Origin of the sequence: Photobacterium sp. BZF1 (genome assembly GCF_014349205.1) — a bacterium.
GTDB lineage: Bacteria > Pseudomonadota > Gammaproteobacteria > Enterobacterales > Vibrionaceae > Photobacterium.
Map to the genome: position 1 here is coordinate 1 of NZ_JACSOF010000158.1, position 16079 is coordinate 16079.

Here is a 16079-nt window from a genome sequence, read left to right on the forward strand (position 1 = left end):
GAACCACAGAACCGCAGAACCACAGAACCGCAGAACCGCAGAACCACAGAACCACAGAACCACAGAACCACAGAACCACAGAACCTTCATACAAAAAAGCGAACTCAAAGGAGCTCGCTTTTCTCATCGGTTACTCAAAGCGTAAAGACTACGCCTTTACCGGAATATTTTTCAGGATAGCAACCATTTGTTCCCAGAATAGGGCAACGGTTTCGATCTGAACTCTCTCGTCCGGCGAGTGCGGGAACTTGATAGTCGGGCCGAAAGAAATCATATCCATGTTCGGATATGGCTTCTTGAATAGGCCGCACTCAAGGCCGGCGTGGATAACCATGATGTTCGGTACACGGCCATAGATGCTCTCGTACGTTTCACGGAACAGGTGCATAACTTCAGAATCCGCGTCTGGTTTCCAGCCTGGGTAGGTGCCAGAGAACTCGCAATTTGCGCCAGCAAGTGAAGCAACTGCTTTTAGCATACCTTCGACATTGCTGCGGCCAGAGTCGATCAATGAGCGGATCAGGCACAGTACCGTAATTTTGTCAGCTTCGGTGGTGATCACACCAACGTTTAGTGAGGTTTCAACCACACCTTCGATATCATCGCTCATGCGGATCACACCGTTTGGTGTTGCGTTCAGCATGTTAATGAAACGCTGCTGGTCAGCTGTTACCAATACGTCTGCAGGTAGTTCTGCGGCTTCGGTGAATAGGTTGATGTCTGTTTCGACACGGCCAAGCTCAGCCACAAGCAGTTCTTGGTAGTGAGCGAATAGCTCGTTTAGCTTATCAACGTTTGCTGCAGGCAGGGTAACAACTGCGCTCGCTTCACGAGGGATAGCGTTGCGAAGGCTACCGCCAGTCAGGGAGGTCAGGCGTAGGCCCAACTCTTCGGCGTGACCGAACAGGAAGCGACCAAGGATCTTGTTGGCATTGCCACGACCTGTATGGATATCACAGCCAGAGTGGCCGCCTTTCAGGCCTTTAACAACTAGCTTAACCGCTTGGAAATCGGCAGGCGTTGCTTCGCGCTGGATATCAAGAACCAATGAGCCGTCTACACCACCGGCACAGCCCATGTAGACCTCACCTTCTTGCTCAGAGTCGGTGTTCAGCAGGATATCACCTTCCAGCCAGCCTTCTTCTAGGCCGAAGGCGCCTGTCATACCGGCTTCTTCGTCAATGGTCAGTAGCACTTCCAGCGGGCCGTGCTCAACTTCTTTCGAAGCCAACACAGCAAGACATGCTGCCATACCCATGCCGTTGTCGGCACCCAAGGTTGTCCCTTTTGCGGTTACCCATTCGCCGTCGATGTATGGCTGGATAGCATCGGTCAGGAAATCATGGTCGGTATCTTCATTCTTCTGCGGCACCATGTCGATGTGCGCCTGAAGAACAACACCCTTGCGATCTTCCATACCAGGTGTCGCAGGTTTTTTGATGAAGACGTTACCCACAGCATCACGGCGCACTTCAAGGCCTTCACCTTGAGCGAACTGGATAATGTGCTGGGCTAGCGCTTCTTCATGCTTGGAAGGGTGAGGGATAGAGCAGATCTGATCGAAGAATTGCCACACAGGTTGAGGTGACAGTTGACTGATTTCTGACACAGCAGTCTCCTTTATAAACTTTTAGTTATTAGCGATAAATTGGTGAGAAATTAACTATATTGCAAAGTATTTCAGAACAATTAACTATCGCGGTTAACCTCAAGGATACCACTGTGCCCGAAACGGTAACAGCTAAATCTTGAAGTGGCTGACATGGTTTTCCAGGCTTTGCCCATTAGCGATTAATTGGGTACTGGCAGCCGCTATATGATCACCATGTTCAACGGTCTGGTGGCTGTGTTCTGTAAGTTGGTGCAGGTTATGGTTTATCGCCTCAGCAGCCTGAGACTGTTGATCACTAGCCTCTGCAATATGCTGGTTGAGTGTCAGGATGGTTGTTATCTGCCCGCCAATTGCAGCGAGAGTTTGGGCAACCTCGTCGGCATGCTCAGCGGTGCTGGATGATTGTTCGCGGGTTTTGACCAAGGCACCACTGACACTGTTAGCCTTTCCTTGCAGGCTGGCAATGATCGCTTCTATTTCGTTGGTACTGGATTGGGTCCTGGTGGCAAGGGTCCTGACTTCATCAGCGACAACAGCAAAGCCACGGCCTTGCTCGCCTGCCCGTGCAGCTTCAATGGCGGCATTGAGGGCGAGGAGATTGGTTTGCTCTGCAATACCTCGGATCACATCTAATACTGAGCCGATAGTCTGTGAGTCTTTCTCCAAAGCCTGTGCACTAAGGTTGGCTTCATCGAGCAAGGTAAGCAGCGCGTGCATTTCCCGCGAGGAGTTGGAGACAACAGCCATACTGTTATTGCTGTGCTGCTGGGCTTGTTCTGCAGCCTCGGCAGCTTGCTGGGCTGATTGGGCGACATCCTGATTATTGTCATGGAGCTGGTTCATAGCGGCAGCCACGCTGTCGATACCCCGGTAGGCTTGGTTCGCACTGCTGGCTGTCTGGGTTGCGACACTGTTTAGTTGGCTGGCTGCCGCACTGATTTGGTCGCTGACCGGCGCAATGTCCCTCAACATGTTAGATAGCTGGCTGGAGAAGGTATTGAAAGAGCGGGCGAGCTGGCTGAGCTCATCATCGCCTTGGCATGGTAACCGCTGGGTCAGATCGCCTTCACCTCGGGCGATATCATGCATGGCTTGTGCGGTTTCCTGGCAGGGGATAGTGATAGAGCGGGAGATGAGCCAGGCAAACATCCCACTCAGTGCCAACGCACTGAGTAGAAAAACACTAAATTGCTTGAGCTCGGTATAAAAGAGGGCAGTGACATCGTCAATGTAGATCCCCGAACCGACAATCCATCCCCAAGGGGCAAAACCTTTCACGAAGGAGATTTTCTCGACGGGTGTAGTGAAGCCGGGTTTTTCCCAATAGTAGTCGACGAATCCTTGGCCTTGCTGGCGGACAAGATTGGTCATTTCAACAAACAGGGCTGTCCCGTTGGGATCCTTGAAATTGTCCAACCGCTGGCCGTTAAGGGATGGCTTAAAAGGGTGCATGACCATTGTGGGGGTCATATCGTTGATCCAGAAATAGTCTTTTTGCTCGTAACGCAAGGCTGCAAGTGCTGATACAGCGTGTTGTTGGGCTTGGTTTCGTGAAAGGGAGCCTTGTTGTTCAAGAGAATAATAATGACCGAGCAGGCTATGGGCACTTTCAACCAGGTGGCGAGTTTTGAGCCTTTTCTGGTCCATCATGTTAGCTTGGTAATTGGCAATAAATAGCGCCAGTGGTAACAACGTCAAGACGGTTACAACAAAGCTCAATAAATATAGCCGTTTACCTATAGTGACTTTTCTAAGTGATGAAAATGCCGCCATGATATGCCCCTTGCCTTATTATTATTGAAATGTGTGCTGTTGAATAAGGTATGTTGGAACCATGTAACTGTTCAAGGTGGAGGGGGTTACACTTTAGTCGATAGAAGGTAAAACTGTGAAGTGAGATCCTGTAATTAAATTACAGTTTTTGTTGTTCAAATACTCAATAACGGCAAAAGTGTGACGCGGTTAAAGAAAATGCTTGAAAGTTTATTACGTCAAGGTTATAGTTACACCATCTTCTCAACGAAGACGAACGACACAAAATTTTGCTCTAGGATGAGCCCGAGATATCGCCTCCAAGGAACCGAGTTTAAGTCAGGCCAAGACGGCCAAACACGTATTACGTGTAGTCATTGCTTAATAGTTAAGGTGATAAAAATGAAAGTATTTGAATCTGTAAACAAGTTTTGGAACAACCGCGCTGTATACACCGGTAACTTTAAATACCCAAGCTCGTTCGGTTATTAATTCTGTGGTTTGTCCGGTTCTACATTGCCGGGCAGATCCGAGTGGTCAATTTTTTGTTCACCCCCTTTGTTTAAGAATCTCTTAAAACCGCTTTTCGGTTTATAGTTACATTCTTGACGCCACTTCCATTTGGAGTGGCGTTTTTTTTTATCCTCTTGTTTTACCACCATGCCTTTTCTGGCCAACCTTATCTGCGTTATCTATAGCTGTATTTTCTGCCTTTAGGCTGTATTCGATTACATTTATCGTTAGTTGTTAATTCATGTAATTTGATGGCTGATATTAACGTTTGCGCATAGGTGGAAAATATTAATTGAATAAAATGTAACCTTACTGTTAAAACCTCAAGCTGTTGTTTTATAGGGTTTTATTTTTGATTCGTTTTGAGGTGGCCGGTTTTTTATTCGGTTATTGATGTTGATTGATGATAATTGCGCTATTTACTGGAAATTGACAATTATCGAGCATATAATCGCCACCCAAAATAGAGACGCAATCGTTTTCTATTTCTTGAATGTTCGTGATGTGTGGAAACCGAGAGTCGGCTTCGGCATGTCCAATAAACCAATATCAATTGCTTAATATCTCCAAGGAATCGAGAGCAATGCTTGAGAAACTTTTTAAACTCAAAGAGAACGGTACTGATGTCCGTACCGAGCTGCTAGCGGGTCTGACTACCTTCTTGACGATGGCTTACATCATTTTTGTAAACCCATCTATGCTATCGGCAACAGGTATGGATCAGGGCGCGGTATTTGTCGCAACCTGTCTGGCTGCAGTTGTGGGCTGTTTTATCATGGGCTTCGTGGCTAACTATCCAGTGGCTCAGGCGCCGGGCATGGGCCTAAATGCCTTCTTCACCTACGGTGTTGTATTGGGTATGGGCCACACTTGGCAGGTGGCACTGGCTGCTGTATTCCTTTCGGGTCTGTGCTTTATCGCCTTGAGCGTACTTCGCGTCCGTGAGTGGATTATCAACTCGATTCCCCATGCGCTCCGGATCGGGATCTCGGCGGGTATTGGTTTGTTCCTGGCGTTTATTGCCCTGCAAAGCTCAGGCATTGTTGTCGACAACCCAGCAACCCTAGTTCAAGTTGGTGATTTCACTAGCTTCCCTGCAGCGATGGCGTCACTGGGCTTCTTCCTAACGATTGCCTTGGTACACCGTGGTTATAAAGCAGCTGTATTGATTGCGATTTTAGCGGTAACGGCAATCAGTGTTCTTGTCGGTGAAGTGGCTTACGGCGGTATTGTCTCAGCGCCACCAAGCATTGCGCCGACGTTCATGCAGATGGATTTCTCTGGTGCACTGGAAGTGGGTTTGATTTCAGTTGTGTTCGCGTTCTTGTTTGTTGACCTGTTCGACACGGCGGGCACTTTGGTCGGTGTCGCAACTAAAGCTGAATTGATCGACAAAGACGGTAAGCTACCTCGCCTGAACCGTGCGCTATTGGCAGACAGTACTGCCACTTCTGTTGGTGCGGTATTGGGTACATCGAACACGACCTCTTATGTTGAGAGTGTATCGGGTGTTGCAGTAGGCGGCCGTACCGGTCTTACTGCGGTGACGGTAGGCGTTTTGTTCCTAATGGCATTGTTCTTTGCGCCGCTAGCAGGTATGGTTCCTGCCTATGCGACAGCAGGTGCTTTGTTCTACGTAGCCATCCTAATGATGTCTGGCTTGGTTAGCGTTGACTGGCGTGACTTAACAGAAGCAGCACCAGTAGTTGTAGTTTGCCTACTGATGCCGTTAACATACTCCATCGCTGAAGGTATTGGCCTTGGCTTTATCACCTACGCTGCCGTCAAAACGATGAGTGGCAAAGGTCGCGATGTAAATATTAGCGTTTGGGTTATTGCGGCCCTATTTGTTGCTAAAATTATTTTTCTATAACAGTAAATAAATACATACAGCAGTTTTCTGCTGACTCAGAGGTTCATCGGATATGAGTAATAAGTTCATCATCACTTGGGACAACATGCAAATGTATACCCGCCAGCTAGCAGAGAAATTGCTTCCTGCCGATCAGTGGAAAGGTATCATTGCCGTTAGCCGTGGTGGCTTGGTTCCATCTGCAATCTTGGCGCGTGAACTTGGTATTCGTTATGTTGATACAGTATGTATCTCAAGCTACGACCACGATCACCAGCGTGAGATGAAAGTACTGAAACAAGCAGAAGGTGATGGTGAAGGTTTCATCGTTATCGATGATCTGGTGGACACTGGCGGTACAGCGGAAATGATCCGTCACATGTACCCTAAAGCGAAATTCGTGACTGTATGTGCGAAGCCTGCAGGTAAACACCTGGTTGATGACTACGTGGTAGACATTCCGCAGGAAACTTGGATCGAGCAGCCATGGGATATGGCAGTGACTTTCGTTGATCCAATCGCGAAAAAATAATATCGCTTGATGCGAGTAAAAAAGGAGCCTTGGGCTCCTTTTTTTATACCTGCTATGTCGAGTTTAGCTGGCTTTGGCTCTGATATCCGACAGGGATTCGCCATTGGGTTTGTTACGGTAATAGTTGTTGTAGTTGATGAGATCAACCATGGTGTTACCGGTTATCTCGCATTGGCGCTGGTATTTGGTTTGGTAGCTGTCAGGAATACGTTCGCCAGTGACATCAAGGCAAAGAGGGGTTTTGGCATTGACACCACCGGATGCCTCTCCGGGGTTACCACCTAGGGAACCACCGCTACCAAACGCGAGGACGGATGTAGAGAAAAAAAGCGAAGTACAAAGACAAAAGACATATCGCATACTTACCACCGTATGAAGTACTGATAGGTATGTAAAAGCATAGCTGAGTCCTGGCATTTCCCCAGTACCGCTTCTGCAACTCACGGGAATTGTCTGCCGGCTCATACAGTAAGTATCTGTTGGGTGGTATACTTTAGACATAAAACCACAATAAGCACATCCCCTAGGCCGAACCGGAATAACGTGCTTTTGCTATAGACCGGAAGTGCTCGGGCCTGCATAGTAGGTATGTGTGAACCGATATGGAGCAGAATGTGTCTGAACCGTCCAAAACTAATCTTTCCGAAAAGCTCTTTGCCCCAAGGCAAACCTCCAAAGAGACATCGAGCCTGGTGAAATTAGCCCATGTTGTCGATGCCCCGATCCACAGTGCGCTGGATGGTGATACCGAAATTGGCTGGTATCGGGTCATGCGGCGCCCGCAATGGATTTGGCAGGGGATCGATCCGATTGAACTAGAAGCGATTCTGGCAAGGATAGCCAAAAGTGAAGCGCCGCGTACTCGCGATGATTTGCTTGATACGGTGATTGGCTACAAGCCAGGTAACTGGGTGTATGAGTGGTGTCAGTCAGGTGGGATGTACCACAAGGCTGCACGAGCCTTGTTAGATCAAGGGGAAAAGGAAAAGGCTGCCGAGCAACTCATTACTGCCAGTATGTATTACAGTATCGCGGCCTACCCGCACCTGAAAGGGGATGATCTGGCTGCCCAAGCTGAATTGCAAGCCAACCAAGCCTACCGAGATGCAATGGACAATATGCCGCACCAGATGCGTACCATTGATGTCAAATACGAGAATAAAACGTTCCAGGCCTTTATCCATCTGCCTTGTACTGACAAGCTATTACCCACGGTAATTGTCAGTGGTGGCTTGGATACCCTGCAGTCTGATTTGTTGCGCCTTTACCAGAAATACCTCGGCCCAGCTGGTTTTGCGATGATCACGTTGGACATGCCATCAGTTGGTCATAGTAGCCATTGGTCTTTGACTGAAGATACCAGCCGCTTGCACCAAGCGTTGCTGCAGCAGGTAAAAGATGTTCCTTGGGTCGATCATACCCGGGTGGCGATGCTGGGCCTTCGGTTCGGCGGTAATGCTGCGATAAGGCTAGGGTTCCTTGAGCCGACCCGCCTGAAAACCTGCGTCAGTGTCGGCGGTATTATTCACAGTGGCCTAGCCGATTCAAAACGTCTCGATGCTATGCCGCGGATGTATCTTGATATGATAGCCTCTCGCCTTGGTAAGCATGGTGTGTCAAAGACAAGCTTGGTGTCCCACCTACCAGCCTGGTCCCTCAAGAACCAGGGGTTAGTGGGCCGTCGTAAGATTGATGTACCAATGCTTGGTATTGGTTTGAAGAGCGATCCAGTTTGCTCAGAGTTTGATAATCAGCTGATCGCAATGTCAAGCCGTGGCGGTAAGGCAGTTACGCTACCGGATAAACCGCTACACGATGGGTATCACCGGGCCATGACAACGGTTGTTGATTGGCTGAAGGAAAAGTTAGCCGAGTAGGGAAGTTATCAATACGCTAGTATTGTAAATAAATTGTTGCCAAATAAGCGGTTTACGGCTTAAATGGATTAGGTAATTTATTGCTAGGGATGGAGATGATTATGACGACAGAAAAGACTTTCCCGCCGCATGGGCGTTTGATGACTAAGCTGACGGCCTTGGGACCATACTTGCGTCAGCCTCTGTCTTCTGAAGGGCATTTTTTCTTTGATTGCCTTTCAAGTTGTGTCAGTGCGAAAAAGGCACCTGAAGAGCGTGAATTCTGGGGCTGGTGGTTCATCATTGAAGCCAACGATGACGGGTTTGAGTATCACTACGGCTTTGGCCGTTATGATGATGCGGGCGAATGGATCAAGGATCCGGTACCGGCAAAACATGAGAAGGCGGTGCAGCAAACGTTAGAGGATTTTTATCCGAAATTGGAAGGTTTGTTGCAAGATGAGTTTGAATTGACATTATCCCCTTCAAAAGTTCTCAAAGAACCTGAGCTTGGTAGCGTAGCCTGATTTTCAAGCCTTACCTTAAATGAAGAAAAATGCGCCTGATTGGCGCATTTTTCTTGTGATTTATAAAGGGTATTGATACAACATCATTCTACTTTTCTTTTTGTTTTATCCCCATGGCAGAGACAAATATCCTAAATGAGCAAAACAAGGACTTGGTAACCGCAGACTCTAACAATGAGTCTCAAAACCAAGAGGTTAGGCACAGTTCACAGACTATCGTCGTCAAGCTGGGTACCAGTGTGTTGACAGGCGGTACGCTAAAGCTGGATCGTGCCCATATGGTTGAGTTGGTTCGCCAGTGCGCACAGCTGCGCCGGCAGGGCCACAAGGTCATCATTGTAACTTCTGGCGCGATTGCCGCCGGCCGAGAACATTTAGGATACCCCGAACTGCCCAAGAACATGGCGAGCAAGCAGTTGTTGGCTGCTGTTGGCCAGAGCCGCTTGATTCAAGAATGGGAGAGCCTGTTCGGTATCTACGGTCTACACGTGGGGCAGATGTTGCTAACCCGTGCCGATCTAGATGACCGCGAGCGCTACCTCAATGCCCGCGACATGATTGTTGCCTTGCTGGACAACGGCATTATTCCTGTAGTTAACGAAAACGATGCGGTTGCCACGACGGAAATCAAAGTGGGTGACAATGACAACCTGTCGGCGTTGGTGGGCATTTTGGCTGGTGCCGATAAGCTATTGCTACTGACTGATCAGCCAGGCCTTTTCACGGCTGATCCGCGCAACAACCCAGACGCGGAGCTGATCCGTGAAGTCCATACTATCGATGAAACCCTGCGCAAGATTGCCGGCGGTAGTGTCGGTGGCCTTGGTACCGGTGGGATGGCAACCAAGCTACAGGCTGCGGATGTTGCCCGTCGTGCCGGTATCGAAGTGATCATTGCAGCAGGTAGCCGCCCGGATGTGGTTGCTGATCTGGCTCAGGGTATTTCAGTCGGTACGCGCTTCTTGCCGTTGGAATCACCACTCGAGAGCCGTAAGCGTTGGATCTTGGCCGGCCCCCCGCCAGCGGGTGATATTGTGATCGACCAAGGTGCGGCGGCTGCCGTACAACAGCGTGGCAGTAGCTTGCTGTCAAAAGGGATCACCGAAGTAAAAGGTGAGTTCGAGCGCGGTGAGGTTGCCCGGATTTTCAACGCTCAAGGTGAGCTGCTGGCCCGGGGTATCAGCCGATACTCCAGCAAAGATCTGGCGAAAATTGCCGGTAAACACAGCCAGGATATTTATCAGGTGTTGGGCTACGAATATGGCCCGGTTGCTGTACACCGTGACGACTTGGTCGTTATCTAACACGTATTGAAACGTAAGGGAAAAGAACATGAATCTTGAACTGATGGGCCAAGCGGCGCAGCAGGCTGCTTTTGAACTGGCAACGGCAGCAACCGAACAGAAAAACCGTGCATTGGCCGTGATTGCCGATGAACTGGAAGCCAACCAAGAAGTGATCTTGGCGGCTAATGCCAAAGATATTGCCGCGGCAAAAGAAGCAGGTATGACAGACGCGTTGGTTGACCGTCTATTGCTTAATGCTGAGCGTCTGGCGGGGATTGCCAATGACGTGCGCAATGTGATCAGCCTAAATGATCCGGTTGGTGCCGAGCTAGACAGCAAGGTGCTGGAAAACGGTATGCGCCTGAGCCGCCGCCGTGTTCCGCTTGGTGTTGTGGGTGTAATCTATGAAGCGCGCCCGAATGTCACCATTGATATTGCAGCACTATGCCTGAAAACCGGTAACGCCAGTATCCTGCGCGGTGGCCGTGAGACCTTCCATTCCAATATGGAGCTGGTCAAAGTGATCCAGGTAGCGCTTGAGAAAGCCGGTCTGCCAACGGCTTCTGTACAGTACATCGAAAAACCAGACCGTGAGCTGGTTTCCCAACTGCTGAAGATGGATCAGTACGTGGATATGATCATTCCGCGCGGTGGTGCTGGCCTGCACAAGATGTGTAAGGAAAATAGCACCATTCCGGTGATCATCGGCGGCTTTGGTATCAGCCATGTCTATGTCGACGCAACGGCAGATCTTTCCCGCACCCTCGAAGTGGTAGAAAATGCCAAGGTACAGCGTCCATCGGCTTGTAACGCGTTGGATACCTTGCTGGTTAACGAGCAGGTTGCTGAAGCTTTCCTACCTCGTTTGGCAGAACGCCTCAATGCCAGCAATGTGGACATGGTCGCTGACGAATCTGCCTATGAACTGCTTGAAGGCAAGGCCGCAAGCCTGCGCCGTGTGGCTGAAGGGGACTTCGACACTGAATGGTTGAGCTTCACGCTAGGCGTTAAGATCGTTAAGGATGTGGAAGAAGCTATCGCCCACATGCGCAAGCACAATGCTAGCCATTCTGATGCGATCATGACCAATGACTTGATGGCGGCAGAGCGCTTTGTTAATGCGGCAGGTTCAGCGGCAGTTTATGTCAATGCCTCGACTCGCTTTACCGATGGTGCGCAGTTTGGCCTAGGTGCTGAAGTGGCAGTATCGACCCAGAAACTACACGCTCGTGGCCCAATGGGGTTAGAAGAGCTGACAAGCTACAAGTGGGTAGGTATCGCAGACTACCTCCCACGTTCGTAACAATGATTTCGTTGTCAGTTTGCCTAAAACTGTATCGTAAGTGCTCATTTACTATTGTAAACTCCGCGCTTGCTCTTTGTTCTAGGTAAACTGACTTAGAACTAATTGCCCCGAGTAGCTTTTGGCTTAGATATAAAAAAACGAGAGCAGATGCTCTCGTTTTTTTATGCCTGATCTTTGAGTTTCTTCAACTCTTGGTTTTCGTCGTTAGCCGCTTGTTTCTCGATCAGCTCATCGAGTTCTTGCTCGCGCTTGTTCTTGTCGTACATGTATTTGACTTTGTCCTTGTAGCCAAATTTCATGTTAGCGGTGTATTTTAGCGCCGCAATGTTACCGGCCACCACGCTTACAACGATGATGCTGATAACCCACGGATTGAGTAGCCATTCCATTTACACCTCACAGATATTCTCTATGTACCTACTATAAAGACTATCAAGGTTTTCCAGTATGTGCGACTTTCCTGCAAGCTCAGATCCGCTAAGTGTGCGCTTGAGCAGGTCTGGTGTGAGCTGTGAAAGTAAATATTTGCTAACTGGGAAGTAGCTGATATGCCAGGGTTCACAGGCGACGCCATTGCGATCTTCGGCATAGGGAAGGTAGAAGCCAAAGCGTGTCATATGGCGGTTTAGCCATTGGCTGAACTCGGCTTGATGGCCTCCTGTTTGGTATTCCCATGGCTCCAGTTGCAGCTGTACGCCCTCCGGCAGGCAGTTTGCCGCGTAGACATCGATATCGGTCCCCCAGTGGTGGCGGCTAGCACCGGGTAGGGCTGACCAGCGCATGATGGCGTGGATTTTTTCAAGCTCAGTAAGCGTGCTTGGGTCAAGCGGCTGGCTGTTGCTATCAAGTAGCGGCCGCTTGCCGAGGTATTTGTTGTTCCAGATTAGCAACTGGCTTTCAAAGGGGCGGAAAGCACTGGCGATCTGGAGATCAAAACCGGCTTTATTGGCCGCTTCTTTTAATGCTTCGAAGGCGGGTAGCATTTGCTGGTGGACAAAAGGATGCCCGCCATCGGAGGCTAGCGAAACCAGATGGCTGGTCTCTTGCCCAGTCAGTTGCCCGGCAGTATGTTGCCGGGCTTGGGTTGGGTGGTTAACCATTAAAGGACTTTTTCCATCACTTTCTGGTACATGTCGGTCAGTTTTTCCAAATCCGCCACTTTCACACACTCATTGACCTTGTGGATCGTCGCATTGACTGGGCCAAGTTCGATAACCTGTGCACCGGTGCGGGCAATGAAGCGGCCATCGGACGTACCACCGGTTGTGAGTAGTTCCGGTTTCTTGTGGTTGACTTCTTCGATAGCCTCAACGACGGCATCAAGCAAGCTACCTTCGTCGGTCAGGAACGGGTGGCCGCTGAAGGTCCAGGCCAACTCGTAGTCAAGGCCATGGGCATCGAGTACCGAATGGACTTTACGCTTGATGTCATCGGCTGTCAGCTCGGTGCTGAAGCGGAAGTTGAACTGGACATGGAACTCGCCAGGGATCACGTTCGAGGCACCGGTTCCGGCTGACAGGTTAGCAATCTGGAAACTGGTCGGCGGGAAGTAGGCGTTGCCGTTGTCCCACGTTGTCGCAGCCAGTTCTGCCAGTGCCGGCATAGCACGGTGAACCGGGTTATCCGCAAGGTGCGGGTAGGCGACATGGCCCTGCGTCCCCTTGATATTGACATCACCAGTAATAGAACCACGGCGACCGTTCTTCACCACATCGCCAACTGCATGGGTGCTTGATGGCTCACCGACAATACACATGTCGATTTTTTCATTGCGGGCTTCCAGGGTATCAATTACACGGGTCGTACCATTGATGAACGGGCCTTCTTCATCCGAGGTGATCAGCAATGCGATAGAACCCTTATGATCAGGGTTCTCGGCAAGGAAGCGCTCAATGGCCACAATCATACAGGCCAGCGAACCTTTCATATCCGCTGCGCCACGGCCATGTAGGTAGCCGTCGATAATGGTTGGCTCGAAAGGTGCTGTATGCCACTTATCAAGGTTACCGGCGGGTACCACATCGGTATGGCCGGCAAAGACAAATAGCGGGGCTTCCGTGCCGCGGCGGGCCCAGAGGTTGGTGGTATCTTCGAACACCATGGTTTCGATGTTGAAACCGAGTTTTTCCAGGCGTTCGATCATCACGTCCTGGCAGCCAGCATCTTCAGGGGTCACTGACTGGCGGCTAATAAAGTCTTTCGCCAGAGCGAGAACCGGGCTATCTGACATCCTTGTATCCTTTGTTAATTTGGTTGGAAGATTTCTTGGTATTGGGCTGGCTTGAAACCCAGGTGGTAGCTGTTGTTGTGCACTAGCAGCGGGCGCTTAATCATTGCCGGATGCTCCAGCATCAATTCGATAGCGCTTTGCTGGTCAAGTCCAGCTTTCTGCTCGTCGCTCAACTGACGGTAGGTTGTACCGCGTTTGTTGACCATAGCTTCCCAGCCTAGCTCGGCCTCGAACAGCTCTAGCATGCCACGGTCAAGACCGTCGGCACGGTAGTCATGGAAGGTGTATTCAATGTTTTCGGCTTCTAGCCACTTCTTCATTTTCTTAATGGTGTCGCAGTTTTTGATGCCGTAAGCAATTGTACTCATAGTTATTCTGGCTGACTTGTTTTTGTGAACTTGGTCTCCCTTTATAGCGGGAATAGGCAAGGGGTGCAACGGCTTCAGCCACCATAGTGGATGGCTAGTTTGATCAGCCAGATATTGGCCAGGATCCCGAGCACAAAAACGATGGTACGCCACGGGCTAAGCCTGAAGGCATAGCAGATGAAGTAGAGCACCCGGCTGATGATAAAAAGGTAAGCCGGGAGGGCTGATTCATGGGCGGGCACCCCGGCCAGATGGGCAATGAACACACAACTCGAGAATACCGAAAGGATTTCCCAGCCATTGGCCTGGGCCGCTTTGACCCTAGAGGCAGCACCGGTCAGTTCACGGTCCTGGATACGCGGTTGGTTGATATCGAGTTTGCCGGTCTGACGCACAGTTAACCACCCTCCGACACCTGCCAGTAAATAGTTAATTAAGATCATGGCAATAATGCACCAGAAAGCAGGAGTCATGGCGGATCCTTTGGTTGATGGCGGATTGCCAAAGTATAGGAGACAAGTGATGGGAGTGACGGCTTATAAGCATTTGTGAGCATATTTATCGATAACAAAAAAGTGCTACTCATTTCCTTTCTTGTTTTGGTATTAGTGTTATTTCTGCGAGTTGACCATAGGTTTTTGGGTAGGGTTGGTAACATTTTTGGCGCACATTTCTTTCGTGCCAAGTAAGCGATGTAAGTAATTGATCTGCATCAAAAGTTATTTGTTGTCACTAATTTTTATAAATTGATTTCAATCAATACGGGGTTGTTTCTAAATGGTTACATTTTGACCCGCTTAACGTGAAGCCCAATTTTTCCCCTATGTCGGGATTCAAAAGGAATGGAGTCAATAATAATGAAAAAGAATCTATATACCGTCGCTATCCTTGCCGCAATGATCGCTGCCCCTCAGGCTATGGCACACAAGAAAGGTGATATTCTGGTCCGTGCCGGAACGGCAACGGTTGTTCCAAACGAAAGTAGTGATGATGTACTTGGTCTCGGAGAGTTTGGCATTGATTCAAACACCCAGCTAGGTATCACTGTGGGCTATATGCTGACTGACAACATCAGTGTTGAGCTGTTGGCCGCAACCCCATTCAGGCACAGCGTCTCGCTAAACGGTGTTGGTAAAATTGCAGAGATTGAGCACCTACCACCGACACTGATGCTGCAATACTATTTTATGGACAGTGCTAGCAAGTTCCGCCCTTACGTCGGTGCTGGGCTGAATTACACCACCTTCTTCAACGAAGACTTTAACGGCACGGGCGAAGGTGCTGGCCTAAGCAATCTAAAATTGGAAGATTCATGGGGCCTTGCGGCCAATGTGGGTATTGATTACCAGGTGAAGGATAACTGGTTCTTCGGTGCTTCAGTGTGGTATGCCGATATCAGCACTGATGTGAAGTTCAATGCAGGTGATGAGCCGCAGAAGATCAGTACAGATATCGACCCATGGGTGTTTATGGTAACTGCAGGCTATAGTTTCTAATTCAATGAGCTAACGCTTTGTTTATGAAGGCACAATTTTGATTGTGCCTTTTTAGCTACAACATGGCTGAGTATATTTGTGTGATATTTCAAGTTGTTGTTTAAACATGTCTTTTTTGTTTCTGTAATGACACGTTATGAAATTTTGAGACCGTGATCACCGAAAATAACGACCAAAACAGGGAAATCCTCCCTCATATTGATCAAACTCAACACCCTGCCAGCAGAAGTCGGAATAATAAAAACCTCAAATTATGGAGGTCTCAATGGAATTGAATCCGGTTTTTGCCCGTCGTCTTTATCTTGCTTTGCTTGTGGAGCAGCTAGATCGTCCCAATGTTCCTAAGCTGATTGAAATTACCGGTTGGCCACGTCGTACCATTCAGGATGTTCTCAAAGCTCTGCCAGGTTTTGGCATTGAGTTGGCATTTATCCAAGACGGTAAGCGTCATAATGACGGCTACTACCAGCTAAGCGACTGGGGACCCTTTGATGTTCACTGGGTTGAATCGAAAGAAAGGGATATTATCTCTTCCGTCTCGAGTTAATAAAAAACCGCACTCGTGCGGTTTTTTTATATCTGCATTTATTGGCAATAGTAGGCATTGCCAATTAAGGTCACAGAGGTCGAAAAGTCTGGCGGGCTATAAAGTGAAACCGTATTGGCTCCCAGAGCCGCCGCTTGGTTTCGCAGTTGGTTCAGCGCACCCTGGGTCAAGTCCCTGTCGCTGATAAACCAATAGTTATACC

The 16079-nt window shown here is 49.2% G+C and carries 17 protein-coding genes; 8 read left to right on the top strand and 9 right to left on the bottom strand.

Annotated features, from left to right (window positions below; genetic code table 11):
• Positions 1 to 148 precede the first annotated feature (148 nt).
• Both BIZ37_RS25250 and BIZ37_RS25255 read right to left on the bottom strand, forming a co-directional pair.
• Positions 149 to 1609 carry an aminoacyl-histidine dipeptidase gene (locus BIZ37_RS25250; RefSeq protein ID WP_187463862.1) on the bottom strand — a complete coding sequence of 487 codons (1461 nt, stop codon included), beginning with the start codon at positions 1607 to 1609 and terminating at the stop codon, positions 149 to 151.
• A 132-nt stretch (positions 1610 to 1741) separates the two neighbouring features.
• Positions 1742 to 3385: a methyl-accepting chemotaxis protein gene (locus BIZ37_RS25255; RefSeq protein WP_187463863.1), complete on the bottom strand. Its 1644-nt coding sequence runs from the start codon at positions 3383 to 3385 to the stop codon at positions 1742 to 1744.
• A 1075-nt stretch (positions 3386 to 4460) separates the two neighbouring features.
• Here BIZ37_RS25255 and BIZ37_RS25260 point away from each other — a divergent pair.
• Together BIZ37_RS25260 and gpt are read left to right on the top strand one after the other, a co-directional pair.
• On the top strand, positions 4461 to 5750 hold the full coding sequence (locus BIZ37_RS25260) for an NCS2 family permease (RefSeq protein ID WP_107299253.1): 1290 nt from the start codon (positions 4461 to 4463) through the stop codon (positions 5748 to 5750).
• Positions 5751 to 5802: 52 nt separating this feature from the next.
• Positions 5803 to 6261, top strand: a complete 459-nt coding sequence (gpt, locus tag BIZ37_RS25265; protein ID WP_107299254.1) for a xanthine phosphoribosyltransferase — start codon at positions 5803 to 5805, stop codon at positions 6259 to 6261.
• Positions 6262 to 6324: 63 nt separating this feature from the next.
• On the opposite strand, the gene BIZ37_RS25270 is transcribed toward gpt, so the two are convergent.
• Positions 6325 to 6621, bottom strand: coding sequence for a hypothetical protein (locus BIZ37_RS25270; protein ID WP_187463864.1), 297 nt, complete (start codon positions 6619 to 6621; stop codon positions 6325 to 6327).
• A gap of 254 nt (positions 6622 to 6875) precedes the next feature.
• Between BIZ37_RS25270 and frsA the strand changes: the two genes are divergently transcribed.
• The 4 genes from frsA (at position 6876) to BIZ37_RS25290 (ending at position 11233) form a co-directional block, all read left to right on the top strand.
• A complete protein-coding gene (gene frsA, locus BIZ37_RS25275) occupies positions 6876 to 8138 on the top strand; it encodes an esterase FrsA (RefSeq protein ID WP_187463865.1) in 1263 nt (420 codons plus the stop codon).
• Positions 8139 to 8239: 101 nt separating this feature from the next.
• On the top strand, positions 8240 to 8644 hold the full coding sequence (crl, locus tag BIZ37_RS25280; RefSeq protein WP_107299256.1) for a sigma factor-binding protein Crl: 405 nt from the start codon (positions 8240 to 8242) through the stop codon (positions 8642 to 8644).
• A gap of 113 nt (positions 8645 to 8757) precedes the next feature.
• On the top strand, positions 8758 to 9948 hold the full coding sequence (proB, locus tag BIZ37_RS25285; RefSeq protein ID WP_158264553.1) for a glutamate 5-kinase: 1191 nt from the start codon (positions 8758 to 8760) through the stop codon (positions 9946 to 9948).
• A 28-nt stretch (positions 9949 to 9976) separates the two neighbouring features.
• Positions 9977 to 11233 (top strand): glutamate-5-semialdehyde dehydrogenase, encoded by a 1257-nt coding sequence (locus BIZ37_RS25290; RefSeq protein ID WP_187463866.1) that lies wholly within the window; start codon positions 9977 to 9979, stop codon positions 11231 to 11233.
• A 164-nt stretch (positions 11234 to 11397) separates the two neighbouring features.
• On the opposite strand, the gene BIZ37_RS25295 is transcribed toward BIZ37_RS25290, so the two are convergent.
• The 5 genes from BIZ37_RS25295 to BIZ37_RS25315 all read right to left on the bottom strand — a co-directional run bounded on the left by BIZ37_RS25295 (position 11398) and on the right by BIZ37_RS25315 (position 14307).
• Positions 11398 to 11625: a DUF2897 family protein gene (locus tag BIZ37_RS25295; protein ID WP_187463867.1), complete on the bottom strand. Its 228-nt coding sequence runs from the start codon at positions 11623 to 11625 to the stop codon at positions 11398 to 11400.
• Positions 11626 to 12336 (bottom strand): M15 family metallopeptidase, encoded by a 711-nt coding sequence (locus BIZ37_RS25300; RefSeq protein WP_187463868.1) that lies wholly within the window; start codon positions 12334 to 12336, stop codon positions 11626 to 11628.
• The gene (gene dapE / locus BIZ37_RS25305) at positions 12336 to 13466 is read right to left on the bottom strand and encodes a succinyl-diaminopimelate desuccinylase (protein ID WP_187463869.1); all 1131 of its coding nucleotides are present in this window, start codon (positions 13464 to 13466) and stop codon (positions 12336 to 12338) included. The genes BIZ37_RS25300 and dapE overlap by 1 nt, the downstream gene beginning before the upstream one ends.
• Before the next feature lie 14 nt (positions 13467 to 13480).
• Positions 13481 to 13834, bottom strand: a complete 354-nt coding sequence (locus tag BIZ37_RS25310) for an ArsC family reductase (protein WP_187463870.1) — start codon at positions 13832 to 13834, stop codon at positions 13481 to 13483.
• Positions 13835 to 13908: 74 nt separating this feature from the next.
• On the bottom strand, positions 13909 to 14307 hold the full coding sequence (locus tag BIZ37_RS25315) for an MAPEG family protein (protein WP_187463871.1): 399 nt from the start codon (positions 14305 to 14307) through the stop codon (positions 13909 to 13911).
• A 384-nt stretch (positions 14308 to 14691) separates the two neighbouring features.
• Here BIZ37_RS25315 and ompW point away from each other — a divergent pair, with 384 nt between their 5' ends.
• On the top strand, positions 14692 to 15330 hold the full coding sequence (gene ompW, locus BIZ37_RS25320; protein ID WP_187463872.1) for an outer membrane protein OmpW: 639 nt from the start codon (positions 14692 to 14694) through the stop codon (positions 15328 to 15330).
• Between the two features lie 265 nt (positions 15331 to 15595).
• Positions 15596 to 15877, top strand: coding sequence for a helix-turn-helix domain-containing protein (locus BIZ37_RS25325; RefSeq protein ID WP_107299264.1), 282 nt, complete (start codon positions 15596 to 15598; stop codon positions 15875 to 15877).
• Between the two features lie 38 nt (positions 15878 to 15915).
• Here the strand turns inward: BIZ37_RS25325 and BIZ37_RS25330 are convergent, their stop codons facing one another.
• Positions 15916 to 16062 carry a DUF4156 domain-containing protein gene (locus BIZ37_RS25330; RefSeq protein WP_370577729.1) on the bottom strand — a complete coding sequence of 49 codons (147 nt, stop codon included), beginning with the start codon at positions 16060 to 16062 and terminating at the stop codon, positions 15916 to 15918.
• Between the last annotated feature and the right edge of the window lie 17 nt (positions 16063 to 16079).

What these genes read in the sequence shown, in the direction of transcription:
- BIZ37_RS25255 (WP_187463863.1), bottom strand. Translation starts at nt 3,385, where the DNA reads ATGGCGGCATTTTCATCACTTAGAAAAGTCACTATAGGTAAACGGCTA.
- BIZ37_RS25260 (WP_107299253.1), top strand. Translation starts at nt 4,461, where the DNA reads ATGCTTGAGAAACTTTTTAAACTCAAAGAGAACGGTACTGATGTCCGT.
- gpt (WP_107299254.1), top strand. Translation starts at nt 5,803, where the DNA reads ATGAGTAATAAGTTCATCATCACTTGGGACAACATGCAAATGTATACC.
- BIZ37_RS25270 (WP_187463864.1), bottom strand. Translation starts at nt 6,621, where the DNA reads ATGCGATATGTCTTTTGTCTTTGTACTTCGCTTTTTTTCTCTACATCC.
- crl (WP_107299256.1), top strand. Translation starts at nt 8,240, where the DNA reads ATGACGACAGAAAAGACTTTCCCGCCGCATGGGCGTTTGATGACTAAG.
- proB (WP_158264553.1), top strand. Translation starts at nt 8,758, where the DNA reads ATGGCAGAGACAAATATCCTAAATGAGCAAAACAAGGACTTGGTAACC.
- BIZ37_RS25290 (WP_187463866.1), top strand. Translation starts at nt 9,977, where the DNA reads ATGAATCTTGAACTGATGGGCCAAGCGGCGCAGCAGGCTGCTTTTGAA.
- BIZ37_RS25295 (WP_187463867.1), bottom strand. Translation starts at nt 11,625, where the DNA reads ATGGAATGGCTACTCAATCCGTGGGTTATCAGCATCATCGTTGTAAGC.
- BIZ37_RS25300 (WP_187463868.1), bottom strand. Translation starts at nt 12,336, where the DNA reads ATGGTTAACCACCCAACCCAAGCCCGGCAACATACTGCCGGGCAACTG.
- dapE (WP_187463869.1), bottom strand. Translation starts at nt 13,466, where the DNA reads ATGTCAGATAGCCCGGTTCTCGCTCTGGCGAAAGACTTTATTAGCCGC.
- BIZ37_RS25310 (WP_187463870.1), bottom strand. Translation starts at nt 13,834, where the DNA reads ATGAGTACAATTGCTTACGGCATCAAAAACTGCGACACCATTAAGAAA.
- BIZ37_RS25315 (WP_187463871.1), bottom strand. Translation starts at nt 14,307, where the DNA reads ATGACTCCTGCTTTCTGGTGCATTATTGCCATGATCTTAATTAACTAT.
- ompW (WP_187463872.1), top strand. Translation starts at nt 14,692, where the DNA reads ATGAAAAAGAATCTATATACCGTCGCTATCCTTGCCGCAATGATCGCT.
- BIZ37_RS25325 (WP_107299264.1), top strand. Translation starts at nt 15,596, where the DNA reads ATGGAATTGAATCCGGTTTTTGCCCGTCGTCTTTATCTTGCTTTGCTT.